We start from the raw sequence: 21753 nt of genomic DNA, 5'->3' as shown, positions 1-21753 counted from the left end.
CGACCTCCAAGATGGCCTTGGGCTGCGCGAAATCCAAGAGCTTCGGTTCAGGCGAAGCGCTTCGCCCCGGCGACGCAGAGCACCACCACGGCGGTCGCCGCGATCATCGTCCAGGCGATCGGTTCGCCGAGCAGCCAGCCTGCCAGCGTCAGCCCGAAGAACGGTTGCAGCAGCTGAAGCTGGCCGACCGTCGCCGTGCCGCCGAGCGCCAAGCCTCGATACCAGAACACGAAGCCGACCAGCATGCTGAAGACCGAAACATAGCCGAGGCCGATCCAGGCCGGCGCCCCGATGCCCTGCCAGGTCGATGGCCAGAACAGCAGGGTGATCACCGCCATCGCCGGCAGCGACAGGAGCAGCGCCCAGGAGATCACCTGCCAGCCGCCGAGCCGACGCGAGAGCGTCGCGCCTTCGGCGTAGCCGAGCCCGCAGAGCAGGACGGCGGCAACCATCAGCAGATCCCCCGTCAACGAGCCGCTGTCGCTATTGGCGAGCGTGAAGCCGACGACCGTCGCGCTACCGAGACCCGAGAACAGCCAGAACACAGGGCTCGGCCGCTCGCCGCCGCGCAGCACGCCGAACAGTGCAGTCGCAAGCGGCAAGAGCCCAATGAAGACGATCGAGCGCGCCGAGGGGATGTGCTGGAGGGCGAGCGCGGTCAGCAGCGGAAAGCCGAGTACGACGCCGAGCGCGACGACCGCGAGCGGGCGGATATCGGCGCGGCTTGGCCATTGCTGACGCAAGAGCATGAGGCAGGCGGTGCCCAGCAGGGCTGCGATGGCGGCGCGGGCGCCGGTCAGGAACAGGGGCGAGAAGCCGGCCACGGCCACGCGCGTCGCCGGCAACGAGCCGCTGAAGATCAGCACGCCGATGAGCCCGCTGCCCCAGCCCTTGCCGCCCCAATCCTTCATCATGCGACCTGCCTGCTCCTTCACGCCAAGCCGTGCTATAGGCGTGGGCGGCCGACGAAGCCAGCGACAGACCGATACATTCATGGTAAACTGTATGGCTATGGATGACCATACAATCCGATTGAGCGAACCTGCCGCGACGCGAACGGAGGCGGTAATGGCGGCGATCCGCGGCAGGCTGGCCGCGCGGACGCTGGCGCCGGGCGACCGCCTGCCTTCGATCCGCGGCTTCGCCGCGACGATGAAGGTTTCTCCCTCCACCGTCGTCGAGGCTTATGACCGCCTCGCGGCCGAGGGGCTGATCCGCGCGCGGCAGGGCTCCGGCTTCTATGTCACCAGCGGCGGCCTGCCGCCGCTGGCGCTGACGCAGGCGGCCTCGCCGCAGGAACTGGTGGTCGATCCGTTCTGGGTCTCGCGCCAGTCGCTCGATGCCGAGCCCGGCGCGCTGAAGCCCGGCTGCGGCTGGCTGCCGCCCGATTGGATGCCGGACGAAGCTCTGCGCCGCGGCTTCCGGGCGCTGGCGCGGGCCGATGGTGCGATCCTGACCGATTACGGCGGCACGCGCGGCGCCTCCGTCCTGCGCCGCCTCCTGCTCGGGCGCTTCGCCGAGGCCGGGCTCGCGGTTTCGCCGGAGCAGCTCATGCTGACCGGCTCGGGCACGCAGGCGCTCGACCTGATCTGCCGCTTCTTGTTGCGGCCGGGCGATGCCGTGCTTGTCGATGACCCCTGCTATTTCAACTTTCAGGCTTTGCTGCGGGCGCATCAGGTGCGCGTCCTGAGCGCGCCTTATACGCCGACAGGGCCGGACATCGCCGCTTTCGAAGCGGTGGTCTCGGCTGAGCGCCCGCGCCTCTACCTGACCAATTCCGGATTGCATAATCCGACCGGCGCCGGCTTGTCGCCACAGGCCGCCTATCGCGTACTGAGCGCCGCTGCTGCCAGCGACATGATCATCGTCGAGGACGACATCTTTGCTGATTTCGAGCCCGAGCCCTCGGCGCGTTTGGCGGCGCTCGATGGGCTGGAGCGGGTCATCCGGATCGGCAGCTTCTCCAAGACACTCTCGGCGGCCATTCGCTGCGGCTATATCGCGGCGCGGGCGGATTGGATCGAAGGGCTGGTCAACCTGCAGGTCGCGACCAATTTCGGCGGTCCAAGCCCGGTTTCGACGGAATTGCTGGCCGGCGTCCTCGCCGGTGGCAGCTACCGCAAGCATATGGAGGAGCTGCATCGCCGGCTCGCCCAGGCGCGGCGCGAGGTCTCGACCCGGCTGGAGCCCTTGGGGATTATCCCGTGGCTGATGCCGCGCGGTGGCTTCTATCTCTGGTGCCGCCTGCCTGAAGGCATCGATTCCGCCGAGCTGGCCCAGCTCGCGGTGATGCAGGGCGTGGTGCTGGCACCCGGAAATGTCTTCAGCGTTGCTCAGACGGCCGGCGATTTCATTCGCTTCAACGTCGCCCAGTCGCGCGATCCGCGCGTGTTCGAGGTACTCCGGCAGGCGATGGCGACCATCCGATTGCACGGTGGGGCCGCCGCCCGCGATTGATCCAGCGCAGAATGGGCATGTGCCGCACTCGTCAGCCCGCCGCCCCGCTGTTATAGACCGCCGCAACAACCGGCCCGGCCGGACAAGACCGAAAGCTTTGAGATCATGCATCTGAGGATCGGCACGCGCCGCAGCCCGCTGGCGATGGCCCAGACCCACCACGTCATGGGCTTGATCCGGGAGAAGTTCCCGCAGGCGGAATTCACCCTCTGCCAGATCGCCACCATCGCCGACCGCGATCGCGTCTCCGAATTCCACCAGTTCGGCATGGTCGGCGTCTTCGCCGTCGAGCACGAGCAGCAACTGGTGAAGCGCGAGGTCGACTTCGTCGTCCATTCGCTGAAGGATCTGCCGACCACCCTGCATGAGGGACTCGTCCTGGCTTCGGTGCCGCCGCGCGAGGACCCGCGTGACGCGCTCTGCGGCGCGACCATGGCCTCGCTGCGCCAGGGAGCACGCGTCGGCACGGGGTCGCTTCGGCGGCGCGCGCAGATCCTGAACCTGCGGCCGGATGTGACCGTTGTTCCGATCCGCGGCAATGTCGGGCCCCGCCTCGCCAAGATCGGCGGAGAGGATGCGCTCGATGCGGTCATTCTCGCGCAAGCCGGCTTGCGCCGGCTGGGGCTGGACGAAGCCTCGTCGGAGACGCTCGCCCCGTCCCTGTTCCCTTATGCGGTCGGGCAGGGCGCGCTCGGGCTCGAGGCCCGCGCCGAGGATACGGCGGTGATCGAGGTGCTGAAGGCGATCGAGTGCCCGCAGGCCCGTGCCGAGGCCGAGGCCGAACGCGAGATGATGCATGCGCTGGGGGCTGGTTGCAGCCTGCCGGTCGGCGCCTGTGCGACATGGCAGGACGGCCGCCTGACGCTGCATGCGCAGGTGACCTCGATCGAGGGTACCGAGCGCGTCGTCGCGGATCAGAGCGCGCTGCCGGAACAGGCGCGTGAACTCGGCCTTTCGGTCGCGCAGATTCTGAAGGAGCGCGGCGGCGTCGCGATCCTCGAGAAGAGCTATCGCGGGCATTATCCGAGCTTCAAGTCGCTGTAGCGCCCGTTCGGGCCACCGGTCCTTCGCCGCGGCGTCGAGTTCGGCGCGGCGGTGTGTCGTCTATCCCTTTGCTGCCGCTGGAGATTTCGCGGAGGCGGCATCAGCCTTTCGGCTCCTTACCGTCGTCGAGCATATTCACCACAATTCGACAAGCGCGCAGGTTTCTGGGGATGCATGCGCGAAAATCAGTGGCCAAAACCCAGTTGTCTCGCCAAAACTGTCAAAAAAATTGAACGACACGTTTTGGGGAGATGACGGTGCCGCGCGTTTTGATCGCCGAGTTCATGCATGAGACGAACACTTTCAGTGTTCAGCTTACGGACGAGGCCACGTTCCGGGCGCATGGCGCCTTCCGCGACAACGAGATCCCCGGGGCCTTCCGCGGCACGCGCACCTCGATGGGCGCGGCCTTCGAGGCGGCCGACAAGTTCGGCTGGAGCGTTGTCCATCCGCTGGTGACCGGCGCCAACCCGTCCGGCCGCGTCACCGATCACGCCTTCGATCTCTTCGCCGGCCAGATCGTCGATGCCGCTCAAGGCGTCGATGGCGTGCTGCTGCATCTTCACGGCGCCATGTCGACGGAAAGCTCTGATGACGGCGAGGGCGAGTTGCTCGCCCGGCTTCGCAAGCGCATCGGTCCTGACGTTCCTGTCGTTGCGGTGCTCGACCTGCATGCCACGGTCACGCAGCTCATGGCCGACAACGCCAACGCGCTGATCTCCTACCGGACCTATCCGCATATCGACCAATACGAGCGGACCTGGCAGGCCGCCGAATTGCTACAGCGGGCGATCAAGGGCGAGATCAAGCCCAGGGTCGCGCTCGCTCGCCGCCCGATCCTCTATGCCCTCGACGGTGGCCGCACCACCTCGCCGCCCTTCCTTGAGCTGCTGCGCCGTGGCGATGCGCTCGAAGCTTCCGGCGATGCGCTGGTCGTCAGCGTCCAGGCCGGCTTCTCCTCGGCCGACGTCCACGATATCGGCCCTTCGATCGCGGTCACGGCCGATGATCGCGCCAAGGCGCAAGCCATCGCCGAGGAGCTGATGGACTATGCCTGGGAGCAGCGCCGCTTCTCCTCGATCCATTTCACGCCGCTGGCCGAGGCCATGGCCCGCGCCAAGGCCGGCGAGGCCGATACGGGCAAGTCCGGCTACAAGCCGGTGGTGATCTCGGACTATTCCGACAATCCCGGCTCCGGCGCCTATGGCGATGCCACCAACCTGCTGCGCGCTGTGCTCGATGCCGGGCTGAAAAATGTCGGCTTCCACGCGATCAACGACCCCGAGGCCGTGCTGGCCGCGCAGGCGATCGGCGTCGGCAAGCGTGGCCGGATCAAGCTCGGCGGCAAGGTCGACCCGACCATGGGCGGCGGGCCGCTCGATCTCGACGCCCATGTCGTCGCGATCACCGACGGCTATTTCCTCTGCCATGGCCCGATGGCTGGCGGCGTCTGGCGCAATTACGGGCTCTCGGCGCTGCTCCGCGTCGACGATGTTGAGATCATCGTCATCACCCATAACGGCCAGGCGACCGACCTCGCGCAGTTCACCTCGCTGGGCGTCGATCCGACCCGAAAGTCGACGGTGATCGTCAAGTCGATGCAGCATTTCCGCGCCGCCTTCGAGCCGATCGCCCGCGAGGTTCTGGAGGTCGATACCGGCGCGCTTTCGACCCGCAATTTCAAGGAGCGGCCTTACAAGAAGGTCCGCCGCCCGATCTTCCCGCTCGACGATATCTGACCGCCGCTCGTAAGCGCCGGCGACGACTGAATGTGAGGAGAACACCATGGCGATTCAGGCCGATATCGTATTGCGCAACGGGCCGATCTGGTGCGGGCGCGAGGAGGGCGTCGTCGAGGCGCTGGCGATCTTCCGCGACAAGGTGCTGGCGGCCGGCAGCGATGCCGAGATCAAGCCGCTGATCGGGCCGAAGACCCGCGTCATCGACCTGAAGGGCCGGCTGGCGACGCCGGGCCTCAACGACTCGCATCTGCATCTGGTCTCGCTGGGCATGACCATGGGCTGGGTCGATTCCAAGCCCGAGAGCGCGCCGACGCTGGAGGCGCTGCTCGGCGCGATTTCGGCCCGCGCCGCACAGTCCAAGCCCGGCGAATGGATCCTCTCGCGCGGCTACGATCAGACCAAGCTCGACACCGGCCGCCATCCCTATCGCGAGGAGCTGGACCGCGCGGCTCCGAACAATCCGGTGATGCTGGTGCGCGCCTGCGGCCATATCGCGATCTGCAATTCCGAGGCGCTGCGCCTTGGCGGCATCGACGAGACGTCCCCGACACCGCAGGGCGGCCTGATCGAGCAGCAGAACGGTCGCCTCACCGGCCTGCTCGCCGAGAATGCCCGCGCCCCAGTCCAGGCGGCAATTCCGGCCGCGACCGAGGAGGACATCATCGCCGGCATCGAGCGCGGCGGGCAGTATCTGCTCTCGCTCGGCATCACCAGCTGCATGGACGCCGCCGTCGGCCAGAAGGGCGGCTTCCGCGAGATCGCGGCCTATCACCGCGCCAAGCGCGACGGCCGCCTGCCGGTCCGCACCTGGCTGACCTTGCTCGGCGACGACGGTCGCTCGATCGTGCCGCAATGCTACGACGCCGGACTGATCTCCGGCACCGGCGACGAGATGCTGATGATCGGCGGCGTCAAGCTCTTCCTCGACGGTTCGGCCGGCGGCCGCACCGCCTGGATGACGGAGCCCTATCTCGGCGAGGACAAGACCACCGGCGTCTGGATGTGGGAGGATGCCGAGCTTGAGCGTATGGTGCTCGACGCCCACAAGAAGGGCTATCAGCTCGTCTGCCACGCCATCGGCGATGCCGCGATCGAGCAGCTCATCACGGCTTACGAGAAGGCGCTTGCGGCCTATCCCGATCCGGACCGGCGCCACCGCATCGAGCATTGCGGCTTCTCGACCCCTGCCCAGCATGAGCGCATGGTCAAGGCCGGCATCTATCCCTGCCCGCAGCAGGTCTTCATCCATGATTTCGGCGATGCCTATGTGAAGGTGCTCGGCCCGGAGCGCGCGATGCCGAGCTATCCCTTCCGCACCTGGTTCGATCTCGGCCTCAAGCCGGCGACGGGCAGCGACGCACCGGTCTGCGATCCCAACCCCTTCCCGAATTTCCACACCATGCTGACGCGTGAGACCTGGAAAGGCACGGTGATGGACGAAAGCCAGCGCGTCTCGATCGAGGAGGCGCTGCAGGCCTATACCGAGTTCGGCGCCTTCTCGCAGAAGCAGGAGAATGTGAAGGGCCGGCTCGCGCCGGGCCTCCTCGCCGACGTCGCGGTGTTCTCGCGCGACCTGCTGAGCGCCGCTCCCGCCGACATCCTCAAGGACACGCGCTGCGATCTGACCATCCTCGGCGGCGCGGTCGTCTATGAGCGGGGAGCTTGAGGCAGAGCATCTTCGAGCGAAAAATGCCGGTTCGCGTGAAGAAAATGCGAAACGGGGCTCCGAACAGCTCTGCGACACCGTGAATCGCAGAGCTATTCGGGGAATTTGACCGTGCGGGGGAAGACAAGCGCGGCAAAGCCGTTATGGTTCCACTTCAAAGCAAACAACTCCGGATCAGCCGGAGCAGATGGGAAACGGGAGGATTGATCGTGTTGTTGAAGAAACTTGCCTTCGCTACCGCGCTGACGCTGGTAGCCTTCACCGTATCTGCACAGGCTCAGGAGCCGCGTCGCGGCGGAACGATCCGCTTCACGGCGCCCTATGGCGCCTCCTTCGTCAGCAATGACAGCCACGTCTCGAACCAGATCCAGGACGAGATCTACGGCTATGCGCTGCACGGCATGCTGTTCCGCTGGGATTCCAATACCGGCAAGCCGGAGCCCGAGCTCGTCGAGTCCTTCTCGACCTCGGCCGACGGTCTGACGCATACGCTGAAGCTACGCGAGGCCTATTTCCACAATGGCCGCAAACTGTCGGCCGATGACGTGATCTGGTCGTTCACCCGCCTCGTTGACGGATCGAAGAGCTATCCCGGCGCGCGTCACGTCTCGCGCATCAAGGGCGGCGCCGAGGTTCGCGAAGGCAAGGCGAAGGAAATCTCCGGCCTTAAGAAGATCGACGATCGCACCATCGAGATGACGATGACCGACGCGGTCGATCCGGGCTTCCTGTTCTTCAGCGCCCCCACCGCGATCCTGCCGGCCAAGGAGGCGCAGGAGGCGGACTTCTTTAACAAGCCGATCGGCCTCGGCCCCTTCAAGTTCGTCGAGCATGTGCCCGGCTCGCGCATGGTCTTCGAGCGCTGGGAGAAGTACTACAAGGCCGGCAAGCCCTATGCGGACAAGCTGGTGATCTCGCCGATGGGTGAGGCCGCGGCCCGCGACGTCGCCTTCCGCAACAAGGAGATCGACGTCTCGATTCTCGGCTCGACCCAGTACGTTGCGTACAAGGCCGATCCGAACCTCTCGAAGGGCATCCTTGAGGTCGCGGAGGTCTTCACCCGCAACATGGGCATGAATCCCGAATTCAAGCCCTTCTCCGACAAGCGGGTGCGCCAGGCGATCAACCATGCCATCGACAGCGAGCTGATCATCAAGCGCCTGGTGCGCGACAAGGCCTATCGCGCCGTGAGCTGGCTGCCGCTGTCTTCGCCGGCTTTCGACAAGGGCGCCAAGCCCTACGCCTTTGACCCGGATAAGGCGAAGAAGCTCCTGACCGAGGCGGGCTATCCGGACGGCTTCGAGTTCGAGTGGACAGCCACGCCGAACGAGAGCTGGGGTATCCCGATCGTCGAGGCGACGATCCCGATGCTCGCCAAGGTCGGCATCAAGGTGAAGGTCAAGCCGGTGGAAACCTCGGCTCTCGGTGGCGTCGTCGCGAAGGGCGATTTCCAGGCCTATATCTGGTCGAACACGTCCGGACCGGATCCGCTGACCACGCTGAAGTGCTTCCATTCGGCGACGCCGCGCTCGTCCTGCAACTACACCGGCTTCAAGAACCCGGCCTACGACAAGGTGCTGGACGATGCTGCCGCAGAGAAGGACGCTGCCAAGAAGGTCGAACTGCTGAAGAAGGCCAACGCGCTGCTGCAGGACGAGGCTCCGGTCTGGTTCTTCAACTACAACAAGGCGGTGCTGGCCTATCAGCCCTGGCTGCATGGCCTGCAGGCGAATGCGACGGAGCTCGCGCTCCAGCGCTACGAGGATCTCTGGGTCGACGCGACTTCGCCTGCGGCGAAGTAAGCGCGCCTCAGCGGAGGTTCTCGCCAGCTCGATGACACCCGCACCCCGGACCGGCGGCCACGCTGCTCGTCCGGGGTGACGGCGATTTTCGAGCCTTGACCTGAGTCCGCCCCGCGGCGGCGATCAGGAGTTTACCATGCTGCCCTATGTCATCCGTCGCCTGCTGCAGGCCATTCCGATCCTGCTTGCGGTCGCCGGGCTGATCTTCGTGATGTTCAGCGTCATTCCCGGCGATTTCGCCTCGACTCAGATGTCCGACGGCCGCTCGGTCGTCGATGCCGAGCAGGTCGCGCGCATGAACAAGCAATTCGGCCTCGACGATCCCGTCCATGTTCGCTTCGCGAATTATGCCGTGAAGCTTGCGACGTTCGATCTCGGCACCTCGTTCCGCACCCGCCAGCCGGTGATCAATTCACTGGTCGAGCGAATCTGGCCCAGTCTTCAATTGGCCATCGCCGCCATGACGTTCGCGATCGTCCTCGGTGTTCCGCTCGGCTTCCTGGCGGCACTGAAACCGGGTGGCTGGCTCGACATGCAGTCGATGTTCGTCGCCGTGTCAGGCCTGTCCCTGCCGCAGTTCTGGCTCGGGCTGATGCTGATGTATGCCTTCGCGCTGGTGCTCGGCTGGTTCCCGAGCTTCGGCTATGGCGACGGCAATCCGCGCTACATCGTGCTGCCGGCGGTCGCGCTCGGCGTGGCGCCGCTCGCCTTGCTGGCCCGCACCACGCGCGCCGCCGTGCTCGAGGTCATGAACGCCGACTTCGTCCGCACCGCCCGCGCCAAGGGCAACAGCGAGGTCCGGGTGATGCGCTGGCATGTGGCGCGCAACGCGATGGTCATCGTGCTGACGACGCTGGGCCTGCAGTTCGGCTCGATCATGGGCGGCGCCGTGGTGATCGAGAAGCTTTTCGCCTGGCCGGGCATCGGCTCGCTCCTGGTCGACAGCGTGTCGCTGCGCGACATTCCCGTCGTCCAGGCCTGCATCCTGCTGCTCGTGCTTTTCTTCCTCGTCGTGAACATCATCGTGGACGTGCTCTGCGCTCTGATCGATCCGCGCATCAAATACACCTAGGGGCGGGGCAGCCGATGAAATTCCGGGCTAATCTGTGGATCGGCGGCGTGCTCTTCGCTGCCGTCGTCGTCGGCGGGACGCTGGCGCCCTGGCTGGCGCATACCGATCCCGTCATGGATGCCAATCTGATGAATGCCGAGGTTCAGCCCGGTGCCGAGTTCTGGTTCGGCACGGATGCGCAGGGCCGCGACATCTACAGCCGCGTGCTCTACGGCGCGCGCATCTCGCTGACGGTCGGCATCATCTCGCAATTGATCAACACCGTGATCGGCGTGGCGCTGGGCATGTCGGCGGGGTACTTCGGCGGCTGGTGGGATGATTTCGTCAACGGCCTGACCAACCTCATGCTGTCGATCCCCTCGCTGGTCTTCGCACTCGCCATCATGGCGATCCTCCAGCCGGGCCTGACCAGCTTGCTGATCGCGCTCGGCCTGACCAACTGGTCCTATACCTGCCGGCTGTCGCGGGCCGCGACGCTGTCGATCAAGCAGCAGGGCTATGTCGAGGCGGCGCGCTCCTTCGGCTCGAGCAACCTGCGCATCATGCTGCTGCAGATCCTGCCGAACATCGCCGGTCCGATCATCGTCATCGGCACGCTCGGCATGGGCGGCGCCGTGCTGGCGGAGGCGGCGCTCTCCTTCCTGGGCCTCGGCATCCGCCCGCCCTTCCCAAGCTGGGGTTCGATGCTCTCCGATGCGCGCGACCAGATCACCACCGCACCCTGGATCTCGATCTTCCCCGGCCTCGCCATCTTCATGACCGTGCTCGGCCTGAACCTGCTGGGCGACGGCCTGCGTGACATCCTCGACCCGCATTCGCAACTTCGCAAAGCCTGATACCAGAGCCTATGACGACGCCTGACCTGATCGATCCGCCGCTTGAGACCATCCGCTTCCACGGGCTGAAGGCGGGGCCGAAGCTCCTCGTCTTCGGCGCCGTTCACGGCAACGAGACCTGCGGGCCCAACGCCATCGCCCGCGTGATCGAAGATTGCCGCGCCGGCCGGGTTTCGATCCAGCGCGGCGAGGTCACCTTCCTGCCCGTCGCCAATCCCAAGGCCTACAGGCAGAACACCCGCGAGGGCGATCGCAACCTCAATCGTGACCTGCGCGAGCGGCCGCAGCCTGTCGATAACGAGGACAGGCTCGGCAACCGCCTCTCCGCCATCCTGCGCCAGCACGACATGCTGCTCGACGTCCATTCCTTCACCGGGGAAGGCGTCCCCTTCGTCTTCTTCGGCCCGGACGACAATCGTGGCACGCTCGAACCCTTCCGGCATGGCGCGGCCGAGGCCGCCTTCGCCGCCAGCCTTGGTGTCGACCTGATGATCCATGGCTGGCTCGACATCTATGTCCGGCTGATCGCGGCGCGCGAGCGCCTGGGCCTGCCACGGCTCGCTGTCACCGAAGGCTTCGGCACGACGGAGTTCATGCGCTTCGCCGGCGGCTATGGCGTGACGCTGGAATGCGGGCGCCACGAGGACCCGGCCTCCGTCGATGTCGGCTACAAGGCGATCCGCAACGTGCTCGCCCATCTCGGGCTGACCGACGAGGCGCCGCCGGCCCCCGAGAAGCGCGTCGTCGTCCATATGGACGACCTCGTCATCTGCGAGGCCGAGGGCGACCGGGTCGAAGGCTCGTGGAAGACCGGTGACCGCGTCGCTGGGGGCACGCCGATCGCCCGTCGCGCCGACGGCACGATCGTGGCGATGCCGCGCGACGGCTTCATCATCTTCCCCAATCCCAAGGCCAAGCCCGGCGAGGGCATCTGCTATCTCGGGACGGAGAGCACCCGCCGGTTCTGAGAGCATTTTCGAGCGAAGTGGATACCGGTTCGCGTGAAGAAAATGCGCTAAAGCAAGACTCTGAGGCCGGCTACTGCACGATGCCGCGCTTGGGGCCGAAACCCGGAATATTGCAGCCGCAGCCCGAGCCATAGGGCAAGGGCGGCGTCGGGCAATCGCCCCGGCTGGTCACGCAGATATTACCGTAGCGTGGCTGCCTGTAATACGGGCGCTCATAGCCGTAGCCGCGGCGGTCATAGCGCCGCCGCGGACGGTCGTCGTCATCATCGTCATCATCGTTATAGGACGGCGCGCCGCGATAGGGGCCGCCGTAATACTGGGCCTGGGCCGGGATTGCGCTGAGCAGGACGGCGCAGGCCAGAACCGAGATCGTGAGTTGGCGACTCAGCATGTTCGTTCCTTTCGATATCCGCGCCGGCAAGCGGGCCGGCGCAGCGTTCGTCCTCTCTCTAGCCGGTTCATCATGAACGGCTTCTGAGGCGGCCTAGAGGCGCGGGAAGGACGCTTCGAAGCGGGCCGATGGGTCGACGAAAAGTGGTCTCGCCGACAGCAGCAAATGGCGGGCGCGGCTATTGCCGATCCAATCGCTAAAATGCCGGGGATCGGGCTGACGGGTTCTTAGAGCCTCGTGCGTAGAGCCATGCCCATGCATCTGCTGATGAGGCCCCGCAAACGCGCCGCGCAGCTGCCCGCGGATATCGAGATCGAGATCATCTCGCGTCTCTTCGCGGCCCTGCCACAAATCCTCTGCATCGCGGCCGGGCTGATCGTCGGCTCCGCCATCATGGCCGTGCAGACCGGTGAAACGATCTTCTGGTGGCTGACGGGAGCCGGCATCGTGACGACGCTGCTGCGCATCGCCAATATCGCCGGCTTCAAGCGGCGCGATCCCGCGCGCAAGCTGACCCTGGCGGAGGCGCGGCGCTGGGAGGCCGGCTATGCCTACACGGCCTTCGCCTTCACGCTGGTCATCGCCACGCTGACCCTGACGGCTGCGGCTGTCGACCATGCCGAAGGCTTCGTTCTCAGCCTCGGCCTGACCATGGCGCTGACCGCTGGATCCTATCTGCGCACCTTGCGCTACTGGATCTGCGCCGTGCTCTCGACCATCGCGATCGGCACGCTGGTCGTCGCCTTCCTGGTTTCCGGCGATCCGCTCTATCAGGCGCTCAGTGTCCTGCTGCTCGTCTACCTCTATTCGATCTACGAGAGTTCCGATCATATCATCGGCCAGTTCGAGGAACTGTTGATGGTCCGGCGCGAGCTCGATTTCGCCGCGAGTCACGACCCTCTGACCGGGCTCCTGAACCGCCGCGGACTGGATAGCGTTCTCGACGAGGCCGGCGATAGTGGAGAGGCGCTAGGGCTTCTGCTGCTCGATCTCGACGGCTTCAAGCTCATCAACGATCGCCACGGCCACCAGGCCGGCGACGACTTGCTCAAGCAGGTCGCGATGCGCCTGAAGGGCGTCGTGCGGCCGGGCGACATCGTGGCGCGGCTTGGCGGCGACGAGTTCGCCCTGGTCGTGCGCGGCGTCGAGGATGCAGCTGCGATCTCCGAAGTTGCCAACCGAGCGGTGTCGATCGTCAAGGCGCCGTTCATGCTGATGGGGCAGCTCGTCACCGTCGGCGCCAGTGTCGGGGTCTCCGTCAAGCCGGAACGGGATTCCGGACAGTGGACGGCGGAGGTGCTGACGCGCGCGGCCGATCAGGCGCTCTATGGCGCCAAGCGCGCCGGCAAGGGCCGCAGCATGATCGCCCACTGGGACGACGTCGCCTGACATCACCGCGAACTGCGGGTAGCTTGATCTCGGCGGGCCATTCACCTACCGTCCGGCAGGTAGCTCGCCGATGGCGCTGCGCAGAGACGGGAGAGGGCGATGTCGTCAGGCGGAAAGATTGTCGCGGAAGGCGCGCGCCGCTCGCCTTACTTCACCGAGGAGCATGAGGCGCTGCGCGACCAGGTCCGCCGCTTCGTCGAGACCGAGATCAAGCCGCATGCCGTGCAATGGGAGGAGGACGGTTTCGTTCCGCGCGACGTGCTGCGCAAGATGGGCGAGCTCGGCTTCTTCGGTATCCGCTACCCCGCCGATTATGGTGGCTCCGAGATGGACACGATGGCGACTGTCGTGCTGGCCGAGGAACTGGGCCGCTCGACCTTCTCCGGCGTCGCGATCACCGCGCTGGTCCATACCGACATGGCCTCTGTCCACATCGCCAATGCCGGCAGCCAGGCGCAGAAGGACAAGTACCTGCCCGATATCATCGCCGGCGAGAAGATCGTTGCCGTCGCCGTGACCGAGCCCGATGCCGGCTCGGACGTGAAGGGCATCCGCACCACGGCGCGGCGCGAGGGCGACCATTACGTCCTCAACGGCGCCAAGATGTTCATCACCAACGGCGTCCATGCCGATCTCTACTGCGTCGCCGCCAAGACGGATCCGCAAGCGCGGCCCTCGCAATCGGTCTCGATCTTCCTCGTCGAGAAGGGCATGCCGGGCTTCTCGGTCTCGCGCGCCCTCGACAAGCATGGTTGGCGTTCCTCGGACACCGCCGAACTCTCCTTCGTCGATTGCAAGGTGCCGGCCGAGAATCTGCTCGGGCAGGAGGGCCGCGGCTTCTACGCGATCATGAGCAATTTCCAGAACGAGCGCACCGTGATCGGCGCCATGGCGATGGGCGAGGCGCAGGCCGCGATCGACCTGACGCTGGACTATGTGAAGACGCGGAAAGCTTTCGGCGCGCCGCTCTGGGAGAAGCAGGCGATCCGCCAGCGCCTCGCCGAGCTTGCGGGCAAGGTCGAGGCCGGCCGCCAGCTCGTCTATCACGCCGCCTGGCTCGACGCGCAGGGCTTCGACGCCACGCGCGAGGTTTCGATGGCCAAGGCCTATTGCGGCGAACTGGTCAACGAAGTCATGTACGACTGCCTGCAGTTCCATGGCGGCATGGGCTACATGCGTGAGAGCGCGATCGAGCGCATGACCCGCGACGCCCGCGTCCAGTCGATCGGCGGCGGCGCGACCGAGGTCATGCTCGAAGAAGTCGCAAAGCGGCTGTGAGTGACGCCCCAGCGACGCGGCCTGCAGCCGAAGGTGGCTCGCGCCGCCTGATCCTCGACCATGCTGCGCGGCTGCTGCGTGGCGGCGGCTATCACCAGACCACCCTGCGCGAGATCGCCGAGGCCGTCGGCATCCGCAAGGCGAGCCTCTACTACCATTTCGGCTCGAAGGAGGAAATCGTCGAGGAGGTCGTCAACGATGGCGTGCGCTTCGTCCATGAGGCGGTCGTCGCGGCGCTGGCGGCTGAGGAGGGCGCTTCGCCGCGCGTGCGGCTGGAGGCTGCGATCCGCGCGCATCTCTCGGCGCTGCACGGCCATGGCGACTACACCTCCGCCAGCATCAAGGTCTTCACCTTCGGCGCGGCGCCCGTGCCGGAGAGCGTGCGGGCCGTGCGCCGCGCCTATGAGGATGTCTGGCGGCAACTGATCGCCGAATGGCAGCAGGCGGGCGGCATGCCGGCCGGGAATTCGCCGGATGTGCTCAGGCTCTTCCTGCTCGGCGCGCTCAATGGCTCGACCGACTGGTACCGGCCGGAACGCTACTCGATCGACGCTCTGGCGCGGGAGTTCGTGGCGCTGCTCTCGCCGCATTGAGCGTCAGTCCCGCCTCCCACGCAGGGGAGGGCGGCATCGTCATGGCTGACCGGCGCGGCGGCGGTTGCTAGCATCGCTCACGCGGGGCTGACGGTCGCCTCGCGATCTGACGAGGATCCTTCGCCCGATGCGCGCCTTCTATCACCCCGACCAAGCCCTTCACGATCCCCAGCAATACATGCGCTTCGGCAAGGTCGTGGCCCCCAAGGACCTGCCGGAACGGACGGAACGCCTGCTTGGCGCGCTCAGGAAACACGGCATCACGCCGGAGCAGCCGGCGGCGCATGGCACTGAACCGGTTCTGGCGATCCATGATGCGGGCTTCGTCAGGTTCCTCGAAACCGCCTGGGCGCGCTGGCAGGACCTGCCGGCCGAGCGCGGCCCGGAAGTCTGGCCGAGCACCTTCCCCTATTGGAGCGGCCGCCCGGACGAGGATGTCCGTCCGCCCTGCCGTCCCACCGGCTTCATCGGCCAGCTCGGCTGGTATCTCGGCGATCTCTCGGTCCCGATCGGCGAGCATTGCTGGCATTCGACGCTGCGCTCCTCGGAGACCGCGGTTTCCGCAGCCGATGCGATCCTGGCCGGCGAACGCGCCGTCTACTCGCTCTGCCGTCCGTCCGGCCACCATGCCCGCGCCGATCGCGCCACCGGCTTCTGCTATCTCAACAACACCGCGATCGCGGCCCAGCGCCTGCGCTCGCAATTCGGCAAGGTCGCGATCCTCGACGTCGACGCCCATCACGGCGACGGCACGCAGCAGATCTTCTACCGCCGTGACGACGTGCTGACGATCTCGGTCCATGCCGATCCCACGAACTACTATCCGTTCTTCACCGGCTATGCCGACGAGCGCGGCAACGGCCCGGGCGAGGGCTTCAACCTCAACCTGCCCTTGGCGCATGGTGCGGGCGGTGCGGCGATGGAGGCGGCCGTCGCCGAGGCCGGCAAGGCGATCCGCGATTTCGGCGCCGAGGTCGTGGTGATCGCGCTCGGCTACGACGCCCACAAGGACGACCCGATCGGTGTGCTGAAGCTGGAAGCTTCGGATTTCGGCACGATCGGCCGGCAGGTGAAGGGTTTCGGCCTGCCGACGCTCGTGGTGCAGGAGGGCGGTTACGCCATCGAGGCGATCGGCGATTGCCTCGACGCGTTCCTGGGCGAGTTCAAGTAACGCTCTTCTTCGTAACCCCATGTGTCTTCCCGTGCGCGCTGCGGCATGAAATGCCGCTGCGCAGACACGGGACCGCATGACGAGAAGGCACTCTTTCCTGCGGACAGTCCCGCATCTGCGCAGCAACACTGCGTGTTGCAACGCGTGCGGGGTGACGCCCCACGTCAACGGCCCCCGTGCAGCGTTTGCGACCGCCAACCACCGCGTCATCCCGTGCGCGCTGCGGCATGTGAATGCCGCTGCGCAGACACGGGACCGCGTGACGAGAAGGCGCCCTTTCCTGCGGACGGTCCCGCATCTGCGCCGCAGCACTTCGTGCCGCAGCGCGTGCGGGATGACACCCTTTGGCGATCCTCAGATCGCCGCTTCGATCAGGAACGGCCCCTTGCGGCTCAGCGCGGCCTTGAACAGGCTCGCGAACTCCTCGGCCGTCGTCGCCCGCGCGGCTTCGACGCCCATGCCCTTGGCCATCATCACCCAGTCCAGCGCTGGCTCGTCGATGTTCAGCATCAGCGTGGCGTTGCGGCCGAAATCGTTGACGCCGACGGCGCGCATCTCGCCATGCAGGATCTGGTAGGTCCGGTTGGCGAAGACGACGGTGACGATGTCGAGGTTCTCGCGCGCCTGGGTCCACAGCCCCTGCACCGTGTACATGCCTGAGCCGTCGGCCTGCATGCCGATCACCTTGCGGTCGGGGCAGGCGACGGCCGCGCCGATTGCAAGCGGAATGCCTTCGCCGATCGCGCCGCCGGTGAGCTGGATATAGTCGTGCTGCGGCGCGCTGTGGCAATCGTAATAGAAGCTGCGGCCGGACGAGACCGACTCGTCGCAGACGATGCAGTTCTCCGGCAGCAGGGCGGAGACGATGGCGCAGGCCTTGTCGGCATCGAGCTTGCCGGTCGGCAGGCCGAGCTGTTCCTTGCGCGCCGGGGCGATGTAGAGCGGGGCCGTCTTCGTTGCGCCCATCTCCTCGGCGAGCCCGGTTATCGCGGCCGGCAGGTCGTCGCCGGGGATCGCGAGCTTGGCGACCTCGCAGCCGTCATGGATCAGGCGGCCGGGCTTGCCGGGATAGGCGAAGAAGCCGACCGGGACCTGCGCGCCGACGAGCACGAGATAATCGACATCCTTGAGCTGCTCGAGCGCCTTGTCGATCGGATAGAACACCTTGGGCATGGCGACGCGGCCGGCGCCGCGCTGGATGCGCCCGTTCGACATCTGGCTGAAGATTTGGGCGCCGGTCACCGCGCAGATGCGAGCAGCCATCTCCATCGGCTTTTCGCGGAGCGCGAGGCCGGTCAGCATGATCGCGCCGCGCTTGCCATGCTTGCGCAGCCCGGCTGCGACCTCGCGGATCGTCGCGCCATCGACGCTCTTGAGCGCCGGCAGTTCGGTCGGCTTCAACGTGGCGGGCTCGACGCTGCCCCAGGCGCAGTCGGCCGGCAGGATCACGGTGGTGACGCCGGGCAGGGTCAGCGAGGCGACATAGGCCTCTCCGATCGCCGGGCCGACATCCTCCGGCGTCGCGATGCGGCGGACGAAATGCGACATCGGCTCGGCCAGGCTCTCGATATCGCTGGTCAGCGGCGCATCATGCTGGAGATGGTAGGTCGCGTGGTCGCCGACGACATTGATCATTGGCGTGCGGGCGCGCCGCGCGTTGTGCATGTTGGCGAGCGCATTCGCCATGCCAGGGCCGCAATGCAGCAGCGTAGCCGCCGGCTTGTCGGCCATCCGGGCATAGCCGTCGGCCGCGCCGGTCACCACACCCTCGAACAGGCCGAGCACGCAGCGCATTTCGGGCTTGCGGTCGAGCGCCGCGACGAAATGCATCTCGGAGGTTCCGGGATTGGCGAAGCACGTATCGACCCCGTTGATCAGAAGCGTGTCGCAAAGGCGGTCGGCGCCGTTCATCGGAAAACCTCGACTCAAAGAAATAAGGGCGTCTACGCGCCAGCGGGCGGAAGAGGAGGAAATTCCCTCTGCCCTGTCAAACGAGAGAATGTCATGACTTTCCCAAGCGGCGCTGATCGGCCGCTTGACGTTTTTGCATATGCAATTACGCTAATCTGGAACGAAGGTTGCATCGCACCATGGATGACGTTTAGGCGTCTGAGTGAGGTGTCAGCCAAAAAACAGGGGAAGGGTTTCAATCATGGCAGTTTTCAAGCGCGCTGGCGCGGCAGTCGGTTTTGGCCTTGTTGCGCTTCTCGCGGCGGGCGGTGTCCAGGCGCAGACCAAGGTGAATATCGGCATTTCCGGCTGGACCGGCTTTGCGCCGCTGGTGCTTGCCAAGGAGGCCGGCATCTTCGCGAAGAACGGCCTCGACGTGACCATCAAGAAGATCCCGCAGAAGGACCGCCACCTCGCCATCGCATCGGGCGACATCCAGTGCGCCGCGACCACGGTCGAGACCTGGATCGTCTGGGATGCGGCGGGCGTCAAGACCAAGCAGATCTTCCAGCTCGACAAGAGCTACGGTGCCGACGGCATGGCCGTGCGCAAGGATGTCGCGGCGATCAAGGACCTGAAGGGCAAGACGGTCGCGGCTTCCGCGCCCGGCACCTCGCCCTATTTCGCGCTGGCCTGGATGCTCAAGGAGAACGGCCTCTCGGTGAAGGACGTCAAGGTCGTCAACATGGAGCCGGGTCCGGCCGCGCAGGCTTTCATCGCCGGCCAGAACGACGCGGCCATGACCTACGAACCCTATCTCTCCACGGTCCGCGACAATACCGCTGCCGGCAAGATCATCGCGACGACCCTCGATTACCCGATGGTGATGGACACCTTCGGCTGCACGCCGGCTTTCCTCGTCAACGACAAGGCGGCGGCGGCACTGACCCAGAGCTATTTCGAGGCACTCGAGATGATCAAGAAGGACCAGGCCAAGGCCTACGAGATCATGGGCGCCGACGTGAAGCAGACCGGCGAGCAGTTCGGCAAGTCGGCCGGCTTCCTGCGCTGGTCGGATGCCGAGGGCAACAAGAAGTTCTTCGCCGGCGACTGGCAGGCCTTCTCGGCCAAGGCTGCGGACCTGCTCCTCGAGATCGGCCTGATCAAGGCCAAGCCCGATCTCGCCACGCTGGTCGACACGAAATTCGTCACCGGCAAGTGACAGCGACTGCGTGATCGGCGACATCCTCCCGGATGTTCTGGAGCCCGGCCTGCGCGTCGTCTTCTGCGGCACGCAGGCCGGTGCCGCCTCGGCCAGGCGCGGCGCCTATTATGCCGGGCCGGGCAACAAGTTTTGGCCGGTTCTCCACCAGATCGGGCTCGTGCCGGAGAGGCTCCAGCCTGAGGAGTTCCGGACCCTGCTGCGCTATCGGATAGGCCTGACCGATGTCGCCAAGCGCACATCGGGTCCGGATTCCGCGCTGCGTGGCGACCATTTCGATCTGGCCGGCTTCGTCGAGCGGATCGCTGCGAACCGGCCCCGCATCCTCGCCTTCAACGGCAAGCGTGCGGCTCAGGCCGCCCTTGGGATCAGCCAGGGGCGGCTCGCCTACGGGCCGCAGGCGCGCCGACTGGCCGATGCCGACATCTACGTCCTCCCCTCGACTTCAGGCGCCGCAGCCGGCTTCTGGTCGATCGAACCCTGGAAGCAACTGGCCATGGCCGTGACCGGAACCCTACCGCGATGAGACCCTTGCAACCCGTCTCGGCCTCGGCCCGTATCGGCTACGGCCTGGCTTTCTTCGCACTCTTCGTCGCGCTCTGGTCGGTCGCGACCTTCGGCGGCTATGTCCAGCGCCTCTTCCTGGCCGATCCGCTGACCATGGTCGGCGAGGGCTACAACCTGATGGTCCGCTACGGCTTCGGGTTCGACATCATGATGACGATCTGGCGCGTCGTCGGTGGCTTCATCCTGGCCGTCCTCGTCGCCCTGCCGATCGGCATCCTGATGGGCGCCTACAAGCCGATCGAGGCCTTCCTCGAGCCCTTCGTCTCCTTTGCGCGCTATCTGCCGGCCTCGGCCTTCATCCCGCTCCTGATCTTGTGGGCCGGCATCGGCGAGACGCAGAAGCTGCTCGTCATCTTCATCGGCTCGGTCTTCCAGCTCATCCTGATGATCGCGGTCTCCGTCGGCTCGATCCGTCGCGATCTCGTCGACGCCGCCTATACGCTGGGCGCGACCGACAGCTCGGTCGTGCGCCGCGTCATGCTGCCGAATGCGGCGCCCGAGATCGCCGAGATCTTCCGCCTCGTGCTCGGCTGGGCCTGGACCTATGTCATCGTCGCCGAGCTGATCGGCTCGTCCTCGGGCATCGGCCACATGATCACCGACAGCCAGGCGCTGCTGAACACCGGGCAGATCATCTTCGGCATCATCGTGATCGGCCTGATCGGCCTGGTCTCGGATTTCCTCTTCAAGGCGGTCAACCAGCGCCTGTTCCCGTGGGCGCGCACATGAGCAAGCTTGTCATCGAGAATGTCGGCAAGGTCTTTCCGGCGCAGCGCGGGGCTGAGCCGACGCGCGCCCTGATGCCGGCCTCGCTCAACGTTGCCGACAACGACTTCATCACCATCCTCGGCCCCTCCGGCTGCGGCAAGTCGACCTTGCTGCGCATCATCGGCGGGCTGGAGACCGCGAGCGAAGGCCGCGTCCTGCTCGATGGCTCTGCCGTTTCAGGGCCGGGCGCCGATCGCGGCTTCGTCTTCCAGAGCTACACGCTCTTCCCCTGGCTGACGGTGCAGCAGAACATCGCCTTCGGCCTGCGCGAGAAGGGCGTGTCCGAAGCCGAGCGCCTGAAGGTCGCGCGTGACTGGGCGGTGCGCGTCGGGCTGGGCCAATTCGTCGACCATTTCCCGAAGCAACTCTCCGGCGGCATGCAGCAGCGCACGGCGATCGCCCGCGCGCTCGCCAACGACCCCAAGATCCTGCTGCTCGACGAGCCCTTCGGCGCGCTCGACAACCAGACCCGGGCGCTGATGCAGGAAATGCTGCTCGGCATCTGGGAGCGCGAGCAGAAGACCGTGCTCTTCGTCACCCATGATATCGAAGAGGCGATCTTCGTCGGCTCGCGCGTTGTGGTGATGAGCAAGCGCCCGGGACGGATCAAGGCCGACATCCCCGTCGATCTGCCGCATCCGCGGCCCTACACCATCAAGACGACGCCGGAATTCGTCGCCCTGAAGGAGCGGCTGGTCGAGGAGATCCGCGCCGAGGTCATCGCCGCGGATCACTAGTCTAGCGCTAGCCCTGCTTCCCTGGCGGAACTGAACCGCATCGCCTGCGTTGTCATGTCGCAGGCGTGTGGCTGCCTTGCGCTGAGGGGCCGTTACGACGGCGCATTGCGTTGCCATCTTCAGCGAAAGGGGCGCTGCCAAAGGTGGGGCCAATGCATTC

Annotated in this window: 19 protein-coding genes; 16 read left to right on the top strand and 3 right to left on the bottom strand. The window is 66.1% G+C overall.

What is annotated here, in order from left to right:
• Positions 1 to 47: 47 nt before the first annotated feature.
• Positions 48 to 914, bottom strand: a complete 867-nt coding sequence (locus tag AC6RIC_RS21355) for a DMT family transporter (RefSeq protein ID WP_499733821.1) — start codon at positions 912 to 914, stop codon at positions 48 to 50.
• Positions 915 to 1068: 154 nt separating this feature from the next.
• Between AC6RIC_RS21355 and AC6RIC_RS21350 the strand changes: the two genes are divergently transcribed.
• The 8 genes from AC6RIC_RS21350 (at position 1069) to AC6RIC_RS21315 (ending at position 11587) form a co-directional block, all read left to right on the top strand.
• The gene (locus tag AC6RIC_RS21350; RefSeq protein ID WP_499733820.1) at positions 1069 to 2457 is read left to right on the top strand and encodes an aminotransferase-like domain-containing protein; all 1389 of its coding nucleotides are present in this window, start codon (positions 1069 to 1071) and stop codon (positions 2455 to 2457) included.
• A gap of 105 nt (positions 2458 to 2562) precedes the next feature.
• Complete coding sequence (hemC, locus tag AC6RIC_RS21345) at positions 2563 to 3501, top strand: hydroxymethylbilane synthase (RefSeq protein ID WP_499733819.1); 939 nt, start codon at positions 2563 to 2565, stop codon at positions 3499 to 3501.
• 257 nt (positions 3502 to 3758) lie between these two features.
• Positions 3759 to 5240, top strand: a complete 1482-nt coding sequence (locus tag AC6RIC_RS21340) for a M81 family metallopeptidase (RefSeq protein ID WP_499733818.1) — start codon at positions 3759 to 3761, stop codon at positions 5238 to 5240.
• A 46-nt stretch (positions 5241 to 5286) separates the two neighbouring features.
• On the top strand, positions 5287 to 6909 hold the full coding sequence (locus AC6RIC_RS21335) for an amidohydrolase (RefSeq protein WP_499733817.1): 1623 nt from the start codon (positions 5287 to 5289) through the stop codon (positions 6907 to 6909).
• Between the two features lie 215 nt (positions 6910 to 7124).
• A complete protein-coding gene (locus AC6RIC_RS21330; RefSeq protein ID WP_454659038.1) occupies positions 7125 to 8711 on the top strand; it encodes an ABC transporter substrate-binding protein in 1587 nt (528 codons plus the stop codon).
• A 136-nt stretch (positions 8712 to 8847) separates the two neighbouring features.
• Complete coding sequence (locus AC6RIC_RS21325; RefSeq protein ID WP_257733956.1) at positions 8848 to 9783, top strand: ABC transporter permease; 936 nt, start codon at positions 8848 to 8850, stop codon at positions 9781 to 9783.
• 14 nt (positions 9784 to 9797) lie between these two features.
• Entirely contained in the window at positions 9798 to 10619 is an 822-nt protein-coding gene (locus tag AC6RIC_RS21320; protein WP_499733816.1) for an ABC transporter permease, read from the top strand.
• Between the two features lie 11 nt (positions 10620 to 10630).
• Positions 10631 to 11587: a succinylglutamate desuccinylase/aspartoacylase family protein gene (locus AC6RIC_RS21315; RefSeq protein ID WP_499733815.1), complete on the top strand. Its 957-nt coding sequence runs from the start codon at positions 10631 to 10633 to the stop codon at positions 11585 to 11587.
• 70 nt (positions 11588 to 11657) lie between these two features.
• Here AC6RIC_RS21315 and AC6RIC_RS21310 read toward each other — a convergent pair whose 3' ends face one another.
• Positions 11658 to 11978 (bottom strand): hypothetical protein, encoded by a 321-nt coding sequence (locus AC6RIC_RS21310; RefSeq protein ID WP_499733814.1) that lies wholly within the window; start codon positions 11976 to 11978, stop codon positions 11658 to 11660.
• A gap of 267 nt (positions 11979 to 12245) precedes the next feature.
• Here AC6RIC_RS21310 and AC6RIC_RS21305 point away from each other — a divergent pair, with 267 nt between their 5' ends.
• The 4 genes from AC6RIC_RS21305 (at position 12246) to AC6RIC_RS21290 (ending at position 16409) form a co-directional block, all read left to right on the top strand.
• Entirely contained in the window at positions 12246 to 13367 is a 1122-nt protein-coding gene (locus AC6RIC_RS21305; RefSeq protein WP_499733813.1) for a diguanylate cyclase domain-containing protein, read from the top strand.
• 99 nt (positions 13368 to 13466) lie between these two features.
• Complete coding sequence (locus AC6RIC_RS21300) at positions 13467 to 14645, top strand: acyl-CoA dehydrogenase family protein (protein ID WP_499733812.1); 1179 nt, start codon at positions 13467 to 13469, stop codon at positions 14643 to 14645.
• Complete coding sequence (locus tag AC6RIC_RS21295; RefSeq protein WP_499733811.1) at positions 14642 to 15238, top strand: TetR/AcrR family transcriptional regulator; 597 nt, start codon at positions 14642 to 14644, stop codon at positions 15236 to 15238. Before AC6RIC_RS21300 ends, AC6RIC_RS21295 begins: the two co-directional genes overlap by 4 nt.
• Positions 15239 to 15365: 127 nt before the next feature.
• Positions 15366 to 16409: a histone deacetylase family protein gene (locus AC6RIC_RS21290; RefSeq protein ID WP_499733810.1), complete on the top strand. Its 1044-nt coding sequence runs from the start codon at positions 15366 to 15368 to the stop codon at positions 16407 to 16409.
• A 354-nt stretch (positions 16410 to 16763) separates the two neighbouring features.
• On the opposite strand, the gene AC6RIC_RS21285 is transcribed toward AC6RIC_RS21290, so the two are convergent.
• A complete protein-coding gene (locus tag AC6RIC_RS21285) occupies positions 16764 to 18320 on the bottom strand; it encodes an acetolactate synthase large subunit (RefSeq protein ID WP_454658010.1) in 1557 nt (518 codons plus the stop codon).
• Positions 18321 to 18561: 241 nt separating this feature from the next.
• Between AC6RIC_RS21285 and AC6RIC_RS21280 the strand changes: the two genes are divergently transcribed.
• The 4 genes from AC6RIC_RS21280 to AC6RIC_RS21265 are packed head-to-tail and all read left to right on the top strand — an operon-like array spanning position 18562 to position 21593.
• Positions 18562 to 19521 (top strand): ABC transporter substrate-binding protein, encoded by a 960-nt coding sequence (locus AC6RIC_RS21280; protein ID WP_499733809.1) that lies wholly within the window; start codon positions 18562 to 18564, stop codon positions 19519 to 19521.
• 10 nt (positions 19522 to 19531) lie between these two features.
• The gene (locus AC6RIC_RS21275; RefSeq protein ID WP_499733808.1) at positions 19532 to 20047 is read left to right on the top strand and encodes a mismatch-specific DNA-glycosylase; all 516 of its coding nucleotides are present in this window, start codon (positions 19532 to 19534) and stop codon (positions 20045 to 20047) included.
• Positions 20044 to 20817, top strand: coding sequence for an ABC transporter permease subunit (locus AC6RIC_RS21270; RefSeq protein ID WP_494584243.1), 774 nt, complete (start codon positions 20044 to 20046; stop codon positions 20815 to 20817). Before AC6RIC_RS21275 ends, AC6RIC_RS21270 begins: the two co-directional genes overlap by 4 nt.
• Complete coding sequence (locus AC6RIC_RS21265) at positions 20814 to 21593, top strand: ABC transporter ATP-binding protein (protein WP_499733807.1); 780 nt, start codon at positions 20814 to 20816, stop codon at positions 21591 to 21593. The genes AC6RIC_RS21270 and AC6RIC_RS21265 overlap by 4 nt, the downstream gene beginning before the upstream one ends.
• Positions 21594 to 21753 lie beyond the last annotated feature (160 nt).

The organism is Allobosea sp. TBD101 (genome assembly GCF_059817965.1).
Note: the sequence above shows the minus strand (reverse complement) of the source record. Positions and strands in the feature narration are given on the sequence as shown.